The 16,579-nt window shown below is 62.9% G+C and carries 15 protein-coding genes; 6 read left to right on the forward strand and 9 right to left on the reverse strand.

Annotation, left to right across the window (positions count from 1 at the left end; translation table 11 throughout):
- Positions 1-27 precede the first annotated feature (27 nt).
- Entirely contained in the window at positions 28-801 is a 774-nt protein-coding gene (gene rsmA / locus HHJ17_RS10070) for a 16S rRNA (adenine(1518)-N(6)/adenine(1519)-N(6))-dimethyltransferase RsmA (protein ID WP_296500735.1), read from the forward strand.
- Between the two features lie 108 nt (positions 802-909).
- Here the strand turns inward: rsmA and HHJ17_RS10075 are convergent, their stop codons facing one another.
- The 4 genes from HHJ17_RS10075 to HHJ17_RS10090 all read right to left on the reverse strand — a co-directional run bounded on the left by HHJ17_RS10075 (position 910) and on the right by HHJ17_RS10090 (position 4,453).
- Complete coding sequence (locus HHJ17_RS10075) at positions 910-1,131, reverse strand: hypothetical protein (RefSeq protein WP_296500734.1); 222 nt, start codon at positions 1,129-1,131, stop codon at positions 910-912.
- Positions 1,110-1,553, reverse strand: coding sequence for a barstar family protein (locus HHJ17_RS10080; protein ID WP_296500732.1), 444 nt, complete (start codon positions 1,551-1,553; stop codon positions 1,110-1,112). The genes HHJ17_RS10075 and HHJ17_RS10080 overlap by 22 nt, the downstream gene beginning before the upstream one ends.
- Before the next feature lie 41 nt (positions 1,554-1,594).
- Positions 1,595-1,987 (reverse strand): ribonuclease, encoded by a 393-nt coding sequence (locus HHJ17_RS10085; protein WP_296500731.1) that lies wholly within the window; start codon positions 1,985-1,987, stop codon positions 1,595-1,597.
- A gap of 156 nt (positions 1,988-2,143) precedes the next feature.
- Positions 2,144-4,453 carry an NADP-dependent malic enzyme gene (locus HHJ17_RS10090; protein ID WP_296500729.1) on the reverse strand — a complete coding sequence of 770 codons (2,310 nt, stop codon included), beginning with the start codon at positions 4,451-4,453 and terminating at the stop codon, positions 2,144-2,146.
- 428 nt (positions 4,454-4,881) lie between these two features.
- Here HHJ17_RS10090 and HHJ17_RS10095 point away from each other — a divergent pair, with 428 nt between their 5' ends.
- From HHJ17_RS10095 to HHJ17_RS10105, 3 genes are read left to right on the forward strand one after another with little or no spacing between them, the layout of a single operon-like run.
- Positions 4,882-6,153, forward strand: a complete 1,272-nt coding sequence (locus tag HHJ17_RS10095) for a 3-methyl-2-oxobutanoate dehydrogenase (2-methylpropanoyl-transferring) subunit alpha (RefSeq protein ID WP_296500727.1) — start codon at positions 4,882-4,884, stop codon at positions 6,151-6,153.
- 2 nt (positions 6,154-6,155) lie between these two features.
- A complete protein-coding gene (locus HHJ17_RS10100; RefSeq protein ID WP_296500726.1) occupies positions 6,156-7,166 on the forward strand; it encodes an alpha-ketoacid dehydrogenase subunit beta in 1,011 nt (336 codons plus the stop codon).
- A gap of 1 nt (position 7,167) precedes the next feature.
- Positions 7,168-8,469, forward strand: coding sequence for a dihydrolipoamide acetyltransferase family protein (locus HHJ17_RS10105; protein ID WP_296500724.1), 1,302 nt, complete (start codon positions 7,168-7,170; stop codon positions 8,467-8,469).
- Between the two features lie 129 nt (positions 8,470-8,598).
- Here the strand turns inward: HHJ17_RS10105 and HHJ17_RS10110 are convergent, their stop codons facing one another.
- On the reverse strand, positions 8,599-11,463 hold the full coding sequence (locus HHJ17_RS10110) for an aconitate hydratase (protein ID WP_296500722.1): 2,865 nt from the start codon (positions 11,461-11,463) through the stop codon (positions 8,599-8,601).
- Between the two features lie 162 nt (positions 11,464-11,625).
- Here HHJ17_RS10110 and fumC point away from each other — a divergent pair, with 162 nt between their 5' ends.
- The gene (fumC, locus tag HHJ17_RS10115) at positions 11,626-13,050 is read left to right on the forward strand and encodes a class II fumarate hydratase (RefSeq protein ID WP_296505678.1); all 1,425 of its coding nucleotides are present in this window, start codon (positions 11,626-11,628) and stop codon (positions 13,048-13,050) included.
- Positions 13,051-13,083: 33 nt separating this feature from the next.
- Here the strand turns inward: fumC and HHJ17_RS10120 are convergent, their stop codons facing one another.
- From HHJ17_RS10120 to HHJ17_RS10130, 3 genes are all read right to left on the reverse strand, one after another.
- Entirely contained in the window at positions 13,084-14,325 is a 1,242-nt protein-coding gene (locus HHJ17_RS10120; protein ID WP_296505679.1) for an FAD-dependent oxidoreductase, read from the reverse strand.
- A 27-nt stretch (positions 14,326-14,352) separates the two neighbouring features.
- Complete coding sequence (locus tag HHJ17_RS10125) at positions 14,353-14,517, reverse strand: rubredoxin (RefSeq protein ID WP_296505680.1); 165 nt, start codon at positions 14,515-14,517, stop codon at positions 14,353-14,355.
- Between the two features lie 99 nt (positions 14,518-14,616).
- Positions 14,617-15,111, reverse strand: a complete 495-nt coding sequence (locus HHJ17_RS10130; protein WP_296500713.1) for a rubrerythrin family protein — start codon at positions 15,109-15,111, stop codon at positions 14,617-14,619.
- A 226-nt stretch (positions 15,112-15,337) separates the two neighbouring features.
- Between HHJ17_RS10130 and pip the strand changes: the two genes are divergently transcribed.
- Positions 15,338-16,303 carry a prolyl aminopeptidase gene (gene pip, locus HHJ17_RS10135; RefSeq protein WP_296505681.1) on the forward strand — a complete coding sequence of 322 codons (966 nt, stop codon included), beginning with the start codon at positions 15,338-15,340 and terminating at the stop codon, positions 16,301-16,303.
- Here the strand turns inward: pip and HHJ17_RS10140 are convergent.
- On the reverse strand, positions 16,284-16,565 hold the full coding sequence (locus HHJ17_RS10140; RefSeq protein WP_296505682.1) for a VF530 family protein: 282 nt from the start codon (positions 16,563-16,565) through the stop codon (positions 16,284-16,286). The genes pip and HHJ17_RS10140 overlap by 20 nt on opposite strands.
- Positions 16,566-16,579: the final 14 nt, after the last annotated feature.

A 16,579-nucleotide genomic window follows, 5' to 3' on the forward strand; every position in this document is an offset into this window, starting at 1 on the left:
CGCGGCGGCAGCTCTTACATTCATCCAATGAAACATATTCCCCGCAAGCGCTTCGGCCAGCATTTTCTGGCTGATCGCCTCATTATTGAAGCCATCGTTGACGCAATTGCACCCCTGCCAGGGCAGGCGATGGTCGAGATCGGCCCCGGCCTGGCGGCGCTGACACAGCCCCTGGTGGAGCGACTGGGCCACCTCACGGTGATTGAACTGGACCGCGACCTGGCAGTTCGCCTGCGAGAGCATCCGCAACTCACCGTCATTGAATCTGATGTGCTGAAGGTAGATTTCGGCCAAGTGGCTCAATCTCAAGCCGCTACTAAGTTGCGTGTGGTGGGCAACCTGCCCTACAACATCTCGACACCGATCCTGTTTCACTTGCTGGATTTCGTGGATGTCATTGAAGACCAGCACTTCATGCTGCAAAAGGAAGTGATTGACCGGATGGTGGCCAGCCCCTGCACCTCGGATTACGGCCGTTTGAGTGTCATGCTGCAATGGCGTTACGCCATGGAAAACGTACTGTTTGTGCCACCGGAGAGTTTTGTACCGCCGCCACGGGTGAACAGCGCGGTGGTCCGCATGGTACCGCGCGAAAATCCGGCCGCAGTGGACGTGAGGCTGTTGAGTGAAATTGTGCAGGTAGCCTTCAGCCAGCGCCGCAAGTTGATGCGCCATACGCTGGGCCAGTGGCTGGAAGCGAAAGCTTTTTCAGGCCAGTTCGATGTGAAACGCCGCGCTGAAGAAGTGCCAGTGACCGAATATCTGGCATTGGCCGAGCAGATCAAAAGCGCCCATCCGTAGGCACTGAACAGCAAGGGATCGACGCTCAACAAGCGTTGAGCACCCCCCAAAAAAGGAAAAGGCCCAATCTTTCGATTGGGCCTTTTTTATGCGTGGACTGGGGTGCGATCAGGCGGCCGTCAGCCAATACCCGGCATTGAAAGGGCTGCTCATGCGCAGCGCCAGTGGCGAAATATCCAACAATTTGTCGGTGGGCATCTTTTCACCGGATTCGGTGGTGAGATCAATGCCGGGCACAGCGTGGTTGCCCGCCTCTGTGCTTTTTGCCTCGTTCGCCCGTTCTGCTTGGCTGGTGTGTGCAGAACGGGCTACAGAAAAGAATAGAAGCATCGGAAGGGTATTTTTCGATCCCCCCAGTAGTCCGCCGCATCCCGGAAGATGTCGAGCAACTGCTCGCGTGCTTCCTTGTCGAATTTGGTATTGGCCGGGATGTGTTCCAGCACGGCAATAAAGCCAGGCTGGGGGCCGGACTTGTGCAGCGGGTCGGTCATGCTGTCATACAGCGCGTCAAAGTTCTTGCCGACATGCGCCGACAGCTTGAATTGCTGACCGATCAGGTCCAGCACGTCCTGCTTGGTCTGGGCGTTGGCCAGATTGGCATACAGAAAATGCTGCCCCAGCGTGACGGCCGCTTCTTGCAACTCAGGCACCCGAAAAGCTCGGATGGACTGAACAATGTTGGGCCGAATACCGCGGAGCGGCACTTCCGTTGCGGCACGCGGAGGTGCTGATGTTTCTTGACTCAGTGACATATTTATTCCTGCTTCACTTTACAAAATGAAAAAACCAAAAATTACGGCACGATCTTGCGGAAGCTCGCATAGTGATCGGCGGTGTAATAACAAGTGTCCGGCGTTCTGGGCTGACCTCCGCACACAATGCGCCGGACGCCCCGGCTACGTGAACCGGATGTGGCGACGGTGTATTCGCGGTAGTAACCACGTTTCTGGATCGGCAGCAAACGCTCACGATTTCCAAAAACGACCCCGTCTTTTTCATATGCAAACGGACCACCCTGACGGATCAGGTCATAGACTTGCGCGCCTTGCCTGGGCAATTCGGCCACGGCTATCGTGGCATTGGGGTCTACAGCAACAGGGCCTTTGGCCTGCACCAAACCGGAGGCTAAAACCGCCGTGAGCAAAAAGCCAGTGATTACTAACTTTAGGCTGGAAAAACGCGACATGAAAAAAACTTCCCGTAACACTCCGGGTTTACCCGGAAATTTCAAGGTTCGTAGTGTCGCGTATTTACGGGGGAAATGCAAGCGACTGCCCAAAAAATGGGCAGTCGAGAAGAGGCGTCAAGGCTAGTAAGTTAGTACTAGCTTGAGCTGTATCAATTAGCGGGTGGCGTTTGCGTCGGCCACGGTGAGCGCCGTCATATTGACAATTCGGCGCACGGTCGTGCTAGCGGTCAGAATATGCACCGGTTTGGCCGCCCCGAGCAGCACCGGGCCAATGGCAATATTGCCACCTGCCGCTGTTTTCAGCAGGTTGTAGGCAATATTAGCCGCATCAATATTGGGCAGCACCAGCAGATTGGCGTCACCCGACAGGGTGCTGTTGGGCATCAGGGCGGCGCGGGCTTTCCCGTCCAGTGCAACGTCACCGTGCATTTCGCCGTCCACTTCCAGCCAGGGCGCCTGGGCGCGCAGCAATTCCAGCGTCTGGCGCATCTTGATGGCGCTGGGCTGGCTGCTGCTGCCGAAGTTGGAATGACTCAACAACGCAACTTTGGGCTTGATGCCAAAGCGCAGCATTTCCTCGGCCGCCATGATCGTGATCTCGGTCAACTGCTCGGCGGTGGGGTCGTAATTGATGTGCGTATCCACCAAAAATAACTGGCGTTCAGGCAAGATCAGGCCATTCATGCAGGCGTAGGTATTCACCCCCGCGCGCTTGCCGATCACCTGGTCCATGTACTGCAGGTGCAGCGCCGTGCTGCCCCAGGTGCCACAAATCAGGCCATCCACGTCGCCTTTGTGCAGCAACATGGCGCCAATCAGGCTCAAACGGCGGCGCATTTCAATTTTGGCCATTTGGGCAGTGATGCCTTTGCGCTCGGTCATGCGATGGTAGGTTTGCCAGAAATCGCGATACCGATGGTCTTGCTCCACATTCACCACGTTGTAATCGGTCCCTTCCCGCAAGCGCAGGCCAAACTTGCCGATCCGCTCGGCGATGACCAGCGGGCGGCCAATCAGGGTGGGCAAGGCCAAGCCTTCGTCCACCACAATTTGACAAGCCCGCAACACGCGTTCGTCTTCCCCTTCGGAATAGGCGACGCGTTTCTTCAGCCCCAGTTTGGCGGCGGTAAAGATCGGCTTCATCACCGTGCCGGAAGCGTACACAAAGCTTTGCAGCTTCTCGCGGTAAGCGTCCATGTCCTGGATCGGGCGCAAGGCGACGCCGCTGTCGGCCGCCGCCTGGGCCACCGCTGGCGCGATTTTCATCATCAGGCGCGGATCAAACGGCTTCGGAATCAGGTATTCCGGGCCAAAGGCCAGTTGCTCACCGGCATAGGCCGCGGCAACCACCTCGCTTTGTTCGGCTTGCGCCAGCTCGGCAATGGCGTGCACGGCGGCAATTTCCATCTCCAGCGTGATGGTTGATGCGCCGGCATCCAGCGTTCCCCGAAAAATATAGGGGAAGCACAGGACGTTATTGACCTGATTGGGGTAGTCCGAGCGGCCGGTGGCAATGATGGCGTCACTGCGCACTGCTTTCACTTCTTCCGGCAGGATTTCGGGCGTCGGGTTGGCCAGCGCAAAAACGAGCGGCTTGGCCGCCATTTTCCGCACCATTTCCGGCTTCAGCACGCCGCCCGCCGACAAGCCGAGGAACACGTCGGCGCCTTCAATGATGTCGCCCAGGGTCCGGGCGGAGGTTTTCTGGGCATAAACGATCTTGTCTTCGTCCATCAACTCAGTACGGCCTTCATAGACCACCCCGGCCAGATCGGTCACAAAGATGTTTTCGCGTGGAATGCCCAGCTTGACCAGCAAGCCCAGACAAGCCAGCGCGGCCGCGCCGGCACCGGACGTGACCAGTTTGATCTTTTTCGGGTCCTTGCCGGCGACCTTCAGGCCATTGAGGATGGCGGCGCCGACGGTGATCGCCGTGCCATGCTGGTCATCATGGAACACCGGAATCTTCATGCGCTCGCGCAGCTTGCGTTCGACATAAAAGCAGTCGGGCGCCTTGATGTCTTCCAGGTTGATGCCGCCAAACGTCGGCTCCAGCGAGGCGATGATGTCCACCAGTTTGTCGAGGTCGTGCTTTTCGTTAATCTCGATGTCAAACACGTCAATGCCCGCGAACTTCTTGAACAGCACGGCCTTGCCCTCCATCACCGGCTTGGCCGCCAGCGGACCAATGTCGCCCAGCCCGAGCACGGCGGTGCCGTTGGTGATCACCGCCACCAGATTGCCGCGGCTGGTGTACTTGAAGGCAGCGTTGGGGTCTTTGACGATTTCTTCGCAGGGTGCGGCGACACCGGGTGAATAGGCCAGTCCGAGATCATGCTGGTTGACCAGTTGCTTGGTGGCGGCAATGCCAATTTTTCCTGGAATCGGGAACTCGTGGTACTCGAGGGCGGCACGGCGCAACTCGGCGCGGATTTCTTCGGCATTGGCCGTTGTATGAGGCATTATTCTCTCCTGCTGCAATCAGTATGACCGAAAGGCCAGCCCGTCAGCTTCTTTTGGGAACTGAAATTGTAGACTCTGAAAAAGTCAAACCCTAGTAAGTGAATATGCGTATATGGGTGTTTAGGCTTTTACTTTTTTGCAGGAATGTCGTGCGCACGGTGTTTTCTGCACCCCCTGTTGGCGCCAACAGACCGCGCAGCAGACATGCCAGAGGCCGGAGCGCCATCCGGACTATCAATAAGATAGCTGCTTGCGCATATTCCGTAAGGGCTAGAGCCTGATCCTCCTCGTAAATCCATTTAAATCCCAACTTCATACGTGGACACCCAGGACGATTACTGCACCGGCCCGTCCCTGCCAGCCACCGCGTTATGGTCGTTTGCGTCTTGCGCCGCGCAGGATTACGATAGCCGCACGAGGGGGCCTTGATGAACGAGAACAAGAACCAAGCGCTGCGTCTGCATGTGCCGGAACCCTCGGGGCGGCCCGGGCAGGCAACTGACTTTTCCTACCTGCACCTGTCACCGGCCGGCGCGGTGCGCCGCCCCCCGGTCGAGGCGTCGCCAGCCGACACCAGCGACCTGGCCTACAGCCTGGTGCGAGTGCTCGACGACGAGGGCCGCGCGCTCGGGCCCTGGGACCCCAAAGTAGCGCCAGAGCGGCTGCGCACCGGGCTGCGGGCCATGATGAAAACGCGCATCTATGACGCCCGCATGCTGATCGCGCAGCGGCAAAAAAAGATTTCGTTCTACATCGGCTGCCTGGGCGAGGAAGCCATCGCCGTCGCGCAGGCGCAGGCGCTGCAGCCCGGCGACATGTGCTTTCCCACCTACCGCCAACCCGGGTTGCTGCTGGCGCGCGATGACATCGACCTGGTGGAAATGATCTGCCAGCTGATGTCCAACGAGCGCGATCCGCTCAAGGGCCGGCAGTTGCCGGTCTTGTACTCCTACAAGCGGGCCGGCTTCTTCACCATCTCCGGCAACCTGGCCACGCAGTTCATCCAGGCGGTGGGCTGGGCCATGGCCTCGGCGATCAAGGGCGACACCAAAATCGCCTCGGCCTGGATCGGCGACGGCGCCACCGCCGAGTCCGACTTTCACACCGCGCTGACCTTCGCCCATGTCTACCGCGCGCCGGTGATCCTGAACGTGGTCAACAACCAGTGGGCGATCTCCACCTTCCAGGCCATTGCCGGCGGCGAGGCCACCACCTTCGCGGCGCGCGGCGTCGGCTGCGGCATTGCCTCCTTGCGCGTCGACGGCAACGACTTCCTCGCCGTTCATGCCGCCTCGCTCTGGGCGGCCGAGCGCGCGCGCAGCAACCTGGGGCCGACCCTGATCGAGTGGGTGACCTACCGCGGCGGCGCGCATTCGACCTCGGACGATCCGTCGCGCTACCGCCCGGCCGACGACTGGGCCCACTTTCCGCTGGGGGATCCGATCGTGCGACTCAAGGCTCACCTGATGCAACTTGGCGTCTGGTCCGAAGCGGAGCACGAGGCGGTCCGGCAGGAACTGGAGGCCCAGGTGAGCGCCGCGCTGAAGGAGGCCGAACGTTATGGCTCGCTAGCCGCCGGTCACATGGCCGGCGCCGCGGCCATGTTCGACGACGTCTACAAGGACATGCCGGAACACCTGCGCCAGCAGCGCGAACAAATGCTGCGCGGTGAGATGGACCGGCAGCGGCGGGAGGCCTGAGCATGCAAATGACCATGATTCAGGCCCTGCGCTCGGCGATGGACGTGATGCTGGCGCGTGACCCCAATGTCGTGGTGTTCGGCCAGGACGTTGGTTATTTCGGCGGCGTGTTCCGCTGCACCGAGGGCCTGCAGGCCAAGTACGGGCGCTCGCGCGTGTTCGACGCCCCGATCTCGGAGGGCGGCATCGTCGGCACGGCCATCGGCATGGCGGCCTATGGCTTGCGCCCGGTGGTGGAAGTCCAGTTTGCCGACTATTTCTACCCAGCCTCGGACCAGATCGTGTCGGAAGCGGCGCGCCTGCGCTACCGCTCGGCCGGCGACTTCACGGCGCCGATGACGATCCGCATGCCCTGCGGCGGCGGCATCTTCGGCGGCCAGACGCACAGCCAGAGCCCGGAGGCGCTGTTCACCCATGTCTGCGGACTGCGCACGGTGATGCCGTCCAACCCCTATGACGCCAAGGGGCTGCTGATCAGCAGCATCGAGAACGACGACCCGGTCATTTTTCTGGAGCCGAAACGCCTGTACAACGGCCCGTTCGACGGCCACCACGAGAAGCCGGCGGTGCCCTGGGCCGGCCACCCGTCGGCGGAGGTGCCGGAGGGTTATTACACCGTGCCGCTGGAATCGGCCGCGGTGTTTCGCCCCGGCGTCGACCTGACGATTTTGACCTACGGCACCATGGTCTTTGTGGCGGAGGCGGCCGCGCGCGAAACCGGTATCGACGCCGAGATCATCGACCTGCGCAGCCTGTGGCCGCTGGACCTGCCCACCATCGTCGCTTCGGTAAAGAAGACCGGGCGCTGCGTGGTGGTGCACGAAGCCACGCGCACCAGCGGCTTTGGCGCGGAGCTGACGGCACTGGTGCAGGAGCACTGCTTCTACCACCTGGAGGCGCCGATTGAACGCGTGACCGGCTGGGACACGCCCTATCCGCACGCGCAGGAGTGGGCCTACTTTCCGGGGCCGGCGCGCGTGGGCGCGGCGCTCCAGCGGGCGATGGAGAAATGACATGAATACACCGGACGGAATTCACGTCATCAAGATGCCGGACCTCGGCGAGGGCATTACCGAGGTCGAACTGGTGGCCTGGCGTGTGTCTCCCGGCGAGCGCGTAGCGGAAGATCAAATACTGGCCGACGTGATGACCGACAAGGCCACGGTCGAGATTCCGTCACCGGTGGTCGGCACCGTGCTGTCACTGGGCGGCGCGGTCGGCCAGGTGCTGGCAGTGGGGGCGGAGTTGATCCGCATTGAACTGACGGGGGCAGAAGGCGCGAGTGAAGCGCCCGCCACTGCTTCGAAGGTGGCGCCAGCCATGCCGCCGGAGACAGCGCCGACATCACCCCTCGACGCTGCCGTTGCAGCAAGTCCAGACAAAACGAATCCCGTTCGCCCGGCGCCCGTCGAAGGGCCAACTGGCGCCGACAAGCCGATCGCCTCGCCCGCCGTGCGCCGGCGCGCCTGGGAACTGGGTATCGACCTGGCGCAGGTGGCGGCCAGCGGTGCTGGTGGCCGCATCCTGCAGGCCGATCTGGATGCCCATGTCGTCGCGCCTGGCGCCGGCACGCCAGCCGCCACCGGCACGATGGCCGGTGCGGGCGTCACACCGCGCCACGACGAGGAGCGCATACCGGTGGTCGGCCTGCGCCGGCGCATCGCCCAGCGCATGCAGGACGCCAAGCGCCGCATCCCGCACTTCACCTATGTGGAAGAGGTCGATGTCACCGAGCTGGAGGCGCTGCGCGCGCAGCTGAACGCCCAATGGGCGGCGCAGCGCGGGCACCTGACGCTGCTGCCCCTGCTGCTGCGCGCCGTGGTGCTGGCGGTACGCGAGTTCCCGCAAATCAATGCGCGTTTTGACGACGAGGTCGGCGTGCTCACGCGCCATGGCGCGGTGCACATTGGCATCGCCACCCAGACCGGGGCCGGCCTGATGGTGCCGGTGCTGCGCCATGCCGAGGCGCATGACCTGTGGTCCAGTGCGACCGAGCTGGCGCGCCTGGCGGCCATCGCCCGCACCGGCAAGGCCACACGCGACGAACTGACCGGCTCGACCATCACGATCAGCAGCCTCGGGCCGCTGGGCGGCATCGTCTCGACGCCAGTGATCAATTCGCCCGAAGTGGCCATCGTCGGCGTCAACCGCATGGTGCTGCGGCCGGTCATGCGCGACGGGGCGGTGCTGGCGCGGCAGATGATGAACCTGTCGTCCTCGTTCGACCACCGCGTGGTCGATGGCGTGGACGCAGCCGGTTTTGTGCAGGCGGTTCGGCGCACGCTCGAATCCCCGGCTTTGCTGTTCGTGAGCTAGCCTTGCGTCACCCTGAATTTATATAAACAGACCTCTAGCCCACTCAGCATAAGCGCAAGTAACTATTATAAATATAGCGAATTGACAGACTGGCGCGACGCTGAGGACGCCGACCCTGTCTTTGAAACCTCAGGCGGCGACCGTGTCCGTCAACAGCTCACTCAGCACATAAGGCAGGATGCCGCCGTGGCGCAGATAGTCCACCTCGATCGGCGTATCCACCCGCAGCTGCAGCGTCACCTCGCGCCGTGAGCCGTCGGGCCGGCGGATCGTCAGTAGCACATCCTGACCGGGCCGCAGATGGGCATCCAGGTCCAGCAAGTCGAATTCCTCGTCGCCCACAATGCCCAACGAGTCGACGCTGTCGGCGCCCTTGAACTGCAGCGGCAGCACGCCCATGCCGACCAGATTCGAGCGGTGGATGCGCTCGAAGCCTTTCGCCACCACGGCACGCACACCGAGCAGGCGCGGCCCCTTGGCTGCCCAGTCGCGGCTGGAGCCGGTGCCATATTCCTCACCCGCAAACACCAGCGTCGGCGTGCCGCGCGCCTGGTAAGTCACCGCAGCCGCGTGAATCGACATGAGGTCGCCACCCGGCTGCAAGCAGGTGACCCCGCCCTCGACCCGCGCGCCGTCCGCTTTGGCCGGCAGCATCAGGTTGCGGATGCGCACATTGGCAAAGGTGCCGCGCATCATCACCTCGTGGTTGCCGCGGCGTGAGCCATAACTGTTGAAGTCGGGCACCGAGACGCCGTGCGCGAGCAGGTATTCGCCAGCCGGTGAGCCCGGCTTGATGGAGCCGGCCGGACTGATGTGATCGGTGGTAACGGAATCGCCGAAGATGGCCAGCGCCCGGGCGGCGCGGATGTCCGCCACGGCGCCCGGCGTCAAGGTGAACCCTTCAAAGAAGGGTGGCTCGGCGATATAGGTTGAGGGCTCCCAGGCATAGACCTGACCGGTGTGGGTCGAGATTTCATTCCACAGCGGATTGCCGCGCGCAAAGTCCTGGTACAGCGTGCGGTAGGTCGCCGGATCGGTGGCATGGCTCATGGCCGCTGCAATCTCCTGCGCGCTCGGCCAGATGTCTTTCAGCATCACCGGCTGGCCGTCGCGACCGACGCCCAGCGGCTCGCTCGTCAGGTCGATACCGACGCGCCCGGCGATGGCGAAGGCCACCACCAGCGGCGGGCTCATCAGGAAGTTGGCCTTGATGCTGCTGTGAATGCGGGCCTCGAAATTGCGGTTGCCCGACAGCACGGCGGCACACACCAGATCTTGCTCGTTCAGCACGTCCTCCAGCCGGCTGTCGAGCGGGCCGGAGTTGCCGATGCAGGTGGTGCAGCCGTAGGCCACCACGCGAAAACCCAGTCGTTCGAGCGCCGGCAGCAACCCGGCCCGACTCAGGTATTCGGTCACCACGCGCGAGCCGGGAGCAAGAGAAGTCTTGGTGCGCGGGTGCACCGTCAGCCCCCTCGCCACAGCCTTTTGCGCCAGCAAGCCAGCCGCCAGCATCACCCCCGGATTGGAGGTGTTGGTGCAGGAAGTGATGGCGGCGATCAGCACATCGCCGTGGCCGATGTCGCCGACCGGCTGCTTGAGGCCTTCCACGTGTTCTTCCGGGTCGGGGCAGCTCGGGCCATCGGCGGGCCGGTTGTCCAGCATTTCGACCTCGTTGCGGGCCATGGCTTGGCCCTTGCCGGCGGCCTCCACCGGCGGCAAACAATCCAGTGGCAGGTAGATCGGCAGAGCATGGCGTTCGCCCAAGGTCACGGCTGATTTGCCGTAACCATTGATAGCGGCGGGCTGGCTGAACAACTCGGTGAATTTGGTCTTGAGCGCGGGCAAGGGAATCCGGTCCTGCGGCCGCTTCGGCCCGGCCACGCTCGGCACGACCGAGGCCAGGTCCAGTTCCAGCACCGCGCTGTAATCGATCTCTCCCGGCTGCGGCATGCCGAACAGGCCCTGCGCCTGGAAGTAGGCGCGAAACGCATCCACCTCTTCCGCGCTGCGCCCGGTGGCCGTCAGGTAGTTGGCGGTTTCCTCATCCGGCGGGAAAAAGCCCAGGGTGGCGCCGTATTCCGGCGCCATATTCGCCAGCGTCGCGCGGTCCGGCAAGGTGAGCGAAGCGGCACCGCTGCCGAAAAACTCGACGAACTTGCCCACCACCTTGGCGCGGCGCAGCATCTCGGTAACCACCAGCACCAGGTCGGTGGCGGTGACGCCTTCGCGCAACTGGCCAGCCAGATGCACACCCACCACGTCGGGGGTCAGGAAATAGATCGGCTGGCCCAGCATGCCGGCTTCGGCCTCAATGCCGCCGACGCCCCAGCCGACCACACCCAGGCCATTGATCATGGTGGTGTGGGAGTCGGTGCCAACCAGCGTGTCGGGGTAGTAGACACCGTCTTTTTGCCAGACGCCGCGCGCCAGGTACTCCAGGTTCACCTGGTGCACGATGCCGATGCCGGGCGGCACCACGCGGAAGGTGTCGAAGGCCTGCATGCCCCATTTGATGAAGCGGTAACGCTCGGCGTTGCGCTGGAATTCCAGCCGCATATTGAGGTCAAGCGCATTGGCGACGTTGTAGTGATCGACCTGCACCGAATGGTCCACCACCAGATCGACCGGCACCAGCGGTTCAATGATCTTCGGGTCCTTGCCGAAGCGCTGCGCCACGCCGCGCATGGCCGCCAGATCGCACAACAAGGGCACGCCGGTGAAGTCCTGCAACAGGATGCGCGCGACGACAAAGGGCACTTCGCTGCTGCGCGGCGCATTCGGCTGCCAGCCCGCCAGTTGGCGCACATGTTCTTGCGTGACCTTGCGGCCATCGCAATGGCGCAGCAGGGACTCGAGCACGATGCGCAGGGACACCGGCAGCCTGGACACCGGGCCGAGCCCGGCCGCTTCGAGTGCAGACAGCGCGTAGTAGCGCGCCTGGGTCCCGGAGGCGAGCCGGAAATTCTGCAAGGCGCCGAACGGATCATGAATCATGGTGGCCTCCCCAACGGTTTTTGCACCGAGCGCGACAAAAAAATCAGTATAAAGAATGCGCACGCGCGATACAAGCAACACTCGCTTACCAAGCGATCACAGACAAGCAGCGCGATTCGTCCTATGATAAAAATGCCCACCCGACCTGACAGAAGGACAGCCATGGCCACTTGTGCAACGCGAACCGAACGCGACTCCTTCGGCGCCATCGAAGTACCGGCCGACCGGCTCTGGGGGGCGCAGACGCAGCGCTCACTGGAACACTTTGACATTTCCACCGAGCAGATGCCGGAGGACCTCATCCTCGCCCTCGCCACCATCAAGTCGGCCTGCGCCCGCGTCAATAGCGAACTCGGATTGCTGCCCCAGGACAAGGCGCAAGCCATCGTCGCGGCGGCGGACGAAGTGCTGTTTGGCACGCACGAGCAGGAGTTCCCGTTGTCGGTGTGGCAGACCGGCTCCGGCACCCAAAGCAACATGAACATGAATGAGGTGCTGGCCAACCGCGCCTCGGAACTGCTCGGCGGCGAGCGGGGCCAGCAGCGCTGCGTGCATCCCAATGACGACGTCAATCTGGGGCAGTCCTCCAACGACATCTTTCCCACCGCCATGCACCTGGCGGCGGCCATCGGCATCGCCCGCGCCGTGCTGCCATCACTGACGCAATTGCGCGCGACACTGGCGGAAAAGTCGGCCGCCTTCGCCGACATCGTCAAGATCGGCCGCACCCATTTGCAGGATGCCACGCCGCTGACACTGGGCCAGGAATTCTCCGGTTACGTCGCCCAGCTCGACCATGCCGAGGCGGTCATCACCGCTTCGCTGATCTCGCTCTACCCGCTCGCCGTCGGCGGCACGGCGGTCGGCACCGGCCTCAACACCCATCCGGAATTCGGCGAGCGCGTGGCGGCGGAACTGGCGCGCAGCAGTGACCTGCCCTTTTGCAGCGCCAGCAACAAGTTCGCGGCGCTGGCCGCCCATGACGGCCTCGTCGCCGCCCATGGCGGCCTCAAGACGCTGGCGGTGGCGCTGATGAAAATCGCCAACGACATCCGCTGGCTGGCCTCCGGGCCGCGCTCCGGCCTGGGCGAGATCTCGATCCCGGAGAACGAACCCGGCAGCTCCATCATGCCGGGCAAGGTCAACCCGACCCAGTGCGAAGCGCTGACCATGCTGTGCGCCCAGGTCATGGGCAACGACGTCGCCATCGGCCTGGGCGGCGCCTCCGGCAACTTTGAACTCAATGTTTTCAAACCGCTGATCGCCCACAATTTCTTGCAAAGCGTGCGCCTGCTGGCCGACGGCATGAGCAGTTTTGAGAAACATTGCGTGCAGGGCATCGAAGCCAATCGGGCCCGTATTGCCGACCTGCTGGAACGCTCACTGATGCTGGTGACGGCACTGGCACCGCACATCGGCTACGACCGCGCCGCCGAGATTGCCAAGCGCGCGCACCACGATGGCACGACGCTGCGCGAAGCCGCACTGGCGCTGGGCCATGTCACAGCGGAGCAGTTCGACCAGTGGGTGAAACCGGCCGCGATGGTGGGCGCTAGCGACCGCCGGCAAGGCCAGCTTTTCAAGTGAGCCGCGCTGCGCCAGGCGCTTGCTCTACCCTGCTCAGGCGATGACCCGCTTGGCCTGCTCCGCGCGCCGGGGCGTTTGTTGGCCGGTCAGCGTGAAGCCGCGCGCTTGTTCCTGTGCATCGATGAACTGCCACAGTCCCGGCTCTTCACTGTGCCAGCCCCCGGCGGTACCGGGCGTGGGGGCGGCCACCACAATCGGCAGCGCCGGCGTCTTGATGGCCACCGGCATCAGCGGGAAAACCACTTCAGTGGGCGTGCCCGCCAGAGTCGCGGCCAGTGCCCGGGCGGCGCTCATGATCGGCATCACGTAAGGCAGAATGCGGCCACCCGAAACGGACGGCGTGCTGGCGTTGGACGCGTTGCCGTCATCGCCCCAGAAACCCTTGGCATACTGCGCGCCATCGCCCAAGGCATAGATGTGCGCAGCGCTGGTTTGCAAGGTAACGTCCACCACGATGCCACGCTCACAGGCCAGCCCGGCGGCTTGTGCCAGCGCGGTATCCGCTCTCAAACCAATAGCACTCAGCACGGTATCGGCGGCGGCCAAATGCCCATTGGACAACTCAACCTGCAGGGCCGGCTGGCCCGCCACCTGGTTCACCGACTTCACCGTGGCGCCAAAGTGCCAGGTCACGCCCAACGCCGCCAGCGCCTCGCGCAACTGCTCATTGGCCTCCAGTGGCAACAGCGCGGCCATCGGCCCCGTGGCGGGATCGACCACGGTCACCGGATAACCCGCCGCCACCAGATCATTGGCAAACTCGCAGCCAATCAGGCCCGCGCCCATGATCAGGACGTGTTTCTTGTGCGGCATGGCCTGCGGTTCATTGCTGCTTCCATCGCTGCCAGCCCCCATCAACCGGGCGTGAAACGCCGAAAAGTCATCCAGGGAATTAATCGATTGCACCTGCTCCGCCGCATCGCCCGCGACCGGAATCCGAATCGGCTGCGCACCCGTGGCCAGCACCAGTTGGTGGTAGCTGAACTCGCCTTGCGACGTGGTGAGCGTTCGGGTTTGCGGGTTGATCGCCTCCACGCGGGTGTTGGCCAGCAAGGTGACTTGCAATGTCTCCACCATCTTGACCGCCAGCGTGCTGACCAGTTGCGCCGGTGCGCGCCCCTGGGCCAACGCGTTGGACAGCGACGGCTTGGCATAAAAGTCGCCGCTGTTGGCCGTGATCAGCAGCACCGGCGTGGTGCTGTCGAGTTTGCGGAACTCGCGTGCGGTGGTCCAGCCCGCCAGGCCGGCGCCAATGATGATGATCGGTTGCGTCATGGTGATGTTTTCTTGGTTTGCAGTGCTTTAAATCTCGACGGCCTCAAAGTCGGCCTTGGCGACGCCGCAGTCCGGGCATTCCCAGCTCTCAGGCACATCGGCCCATGGGGTGCCGGGCGCAATGCCGTCTTCCGGACGGCCGGTGGCCTCGTCGTAGACAAAACCGCAAACGATGCAAAGATAAGTTTTCATGGGGTGTTCCAATAAATATAAGAGTAAAATCGGGCGCTAGCCCTCATCGATAGTGCGCAAGCTGCTATTAAACAAATAGCATTCTGGCGCGACTGGCGTTTACGCCGCTGCGTTGGCCGTGACCTTGGCCAGCTGGGCTTTGTAGTGGTTGGCGTGGCGCTCTTCCACCTTGGCCAGGGCGGCGAAGCGCTTCTGCGCTTTTTCCAGCATGGCGGTGAATTGCGCAGCGTGCACTTTGCTCTCTTCAATCTGCTCGTTCATTTCGGCCACGGCGGCAGCATGGCCCTCGGCTTCAGCGGTCTTGCGAAAGCCGGGGTACATCTCGGTGTACTCGTAGGTTTCGCCGTCAATGGCGATTTGCAGCGCTTTGGCCGGTGTCATGCTGGCCTTGGGGTAGAGCAAATCCAGGTGGCCAAAGGCGTGCATCACTTCCTGGTCTGCCGTGGCTTCAAAGGTGCGGGCGGTTTCCTCGTCTCCCATCTCGCGTGCCAGTTTGGCGAAATAACGGTATTTGATGTGGGCCATCGACTCGCCGGCAAAGGCGGCTTCTAAATTGGCGATGGTCTTGATCTCGGGGCGTTGGCTTGCAGTCATGGTGAACTCCTGGGTTTGAATGATCAACTGATGATTGGTTTTTATCGGCACAGGACGAATGATACGGCGATGCAATTAACAAGGCCAATTGGTTTTGGCTAAATGATTGATAGAGACTATCGAGATAACCCTCATGAGAAATGCGAGGCACACGGACACAGGCGCCTAATGGCCACTCCCGTGCCAACGCCGCGCCCTGTCCGGCCCCCGAAAGAAACACCCGCCCATGCCTGAATCAACACCCCCCAGCCCCGTCTATCCGCCTATCGAACCGTACCGCAGCGGCCGGCTGCCGGTCGACGATTTGCACACCCTGTATTGGGAAGAATGCGGCAATCCGGCCGGGGTGCCGGTGCTGTTTTTGCATGGCGGCCCCGGTGCCGGTCTGTCGCCCCGGCATCGGCAATTCTTTGACCCGGCCTACTACCGCATCGTGCTGTTTGACCAGCGCGGGGCCGGCCAATCAACGCCGCTGGGCGAAACCCGCCACAACACCACGCAGCTGCTGATGGAAGACATCGAGCGCCTGCGCCAGCTGCTGGGTATTGCGCAATGGCTGGTGTTTGGCGGCTCCTGGGGGTCAACGCTGGCGCTGGCCTATGGCGAGGCCCACCCGCAGTGCTGCACCGGCTTTATCTTGCGCGGCATTTTTCTGGGTACCCCGCCCGAGATTGACTGGTTTCTAAATGGCATGAAGTGGTTTTTCCCGCAGGAGCATGAACGCTTTGTGGCCGCGATTCCAGAGCCCGAGCGCGATGACCTGCTGCAAGCCTATGAGCAGCGTTTGTTCAGCGACAACGCCGCGGAAAATCTGCAGGCGGCCCGCAACTGGAGCCGGTACGAGGGCCGTTGCCTGCACCTGTTGCCGCAGCCGGAGACCGCCGAGGCGCTGGACTCGGAGACCGTCGCCCTGGGCATCGGCCGGCTGGAGGCGCACTACTTTCGCCATGCCGCCTATCTGACGGACGACCAGCTGATCCGCAACGTGGACCGCATCCGGCATTTGCCCGCCGTCATCATTCAAGGGCGCTACGACGTGGTGTGTCCGCCGCAGTCAGCGTGGCGCCTGCACCGGGCGTGGCCGGAGGCCCGCTTTCAGATCATTGAAGGCGCCGGTCACGCCGCTTTCGAGCCCGGCATTGCCAGCGCGCTGGTGGCCGCCACCGAACAGTTCAAGCGTTCGGGCGGTTGACGCCGGCGCGGCGGGTCTCGCGCAACATGAAGAGGTAGAGCCCCTCCACTTTTTCGCGGGCCCATGGCGTCTTGCGCAAAAACTTCAGGCTGGATGGGATGCTGGGGTCGAGGGTGAAGCAGCGCACCGGGATGCGCTCACCCAAACCGGCCCAGCCGTAGTGCGCCACCAGCGCGGTGACGATAGCTTCCAGCGTCAGGCCGTGCAGGGGGTTATGGGCCTGGGTCGGCGGCTGAATGGGGGGTGAAGAAGGAGCTTGCATGCTGCGATTTTGGC

This window comes from Rhodoferax sp. (genome assembly GCF_012927445.1).
Taxonomy (GTDB): Bacteria; Pseudomonadota; Gammaproteobacteria; order Burkholderiales; family Burkholderiaceae_C; genus Rhodoferax.

Coding starts and splice junctions, on each gene's coding strand:
- rsmA (WP_296500735.1), top strand. CDS start 28: ATGAAACATATTCCCCGCAAGCGCTTCGGCCAGCATTTTCTGGCTGAT.
- HHJ17_RS10075 (WP_296500734.1), bottom strand. CDS start 1,131: ATGCTTCTATTCTTTTCTGTAGCCCGTTCTGCACACACCAGCCAAGCA.
- HHJ17_RS10080 (WP_296500732.1), bottom strand. CDS start 1,553: ATGTCACTGAGTCAAGAAACATCAGCACCTCCGCGTGCCGCAACGGAA.
- HHJ17_RS10085 (WP_296500731.1), bottom strand. CDS start 1,987: ATGTCGCGTTTTTCCAGCCTAAAGTTAGTAATCACTGGCTTTTTGCTC.
- HHJ17_RS10090 (WP_296500729.1), bottom strand. CDS start 4,453: ATGCCTCATACAACGGCCAATGCCGAAGAAATCCGCGCCGAGTTGCGC.
- HHJ17_RS10095 (WP_296500727.1), top strand. CDS start 4,882: ATGAACGAGAACAAGAACCAAGCGCTGCGTCTGCATGTGCCGGAACCC.
- HHJ17_RS10100 (WP_296500726.1), top strand. CDS start 6,156: ATGCAAATGACCATGATTCAGGCCCTGCGCTCGGCGATGGACGTGATG.
- HHJ17_RS10105 (WP_296500724.1), top strand. CDS start 7,168: ATGAATACACCGGACGGAATTCACGTCATCAAGATGCCGGACCTCGGC.
- HHJ17_RS10110 (WP_296500722.1), bottom strand. CDS start 11,463: ATGATTCATGATCCGTTCGGCGCCTTGCAGAATTTCCGGCTCGCCTCC.
- fumC (WP_296505678.1), top strand. CDS start 11,626: ATGGCCACTTGTGCAACGCGAACCGAACGCGACTCCTTCGGCGCCATC.
- HHJ17_RS10120 (WP_296505679.1), bottom strand. CDS start 14,325: ATGACGCAACCGATCATCATCATTGGCGCCGGCCTGGCGGGCTGGACC.
- HHJ17_RS10125 (WP_296505680.1), bottom strand. CDS start 14,517: ATGAAAACTTATCTTTGCATCGTTTGCGGTTTTGTCTACGACGAGGCC.
- HHJ17_RS10130 (WP_296500713.1), bottom strand. CDS start 15,111: ATGACTGCAAGCCAACGCCCCGAGATCAAGACCATCGCCAATTTAGAA.
- pip (WP_296505681.1), top strand. CDS start 15,338: ATGCCTGAATCAACACCCCCCAGCCCCGTCTATCCGCCTATCGAACCG.
- HHJ17_RS10140 (WP_296505682.1), bottom strand. CDS start 16,565: ATGCAAGCTCCTTCTTCACCCCCCATTCAGCCGCCGACCCAGGCCCAT.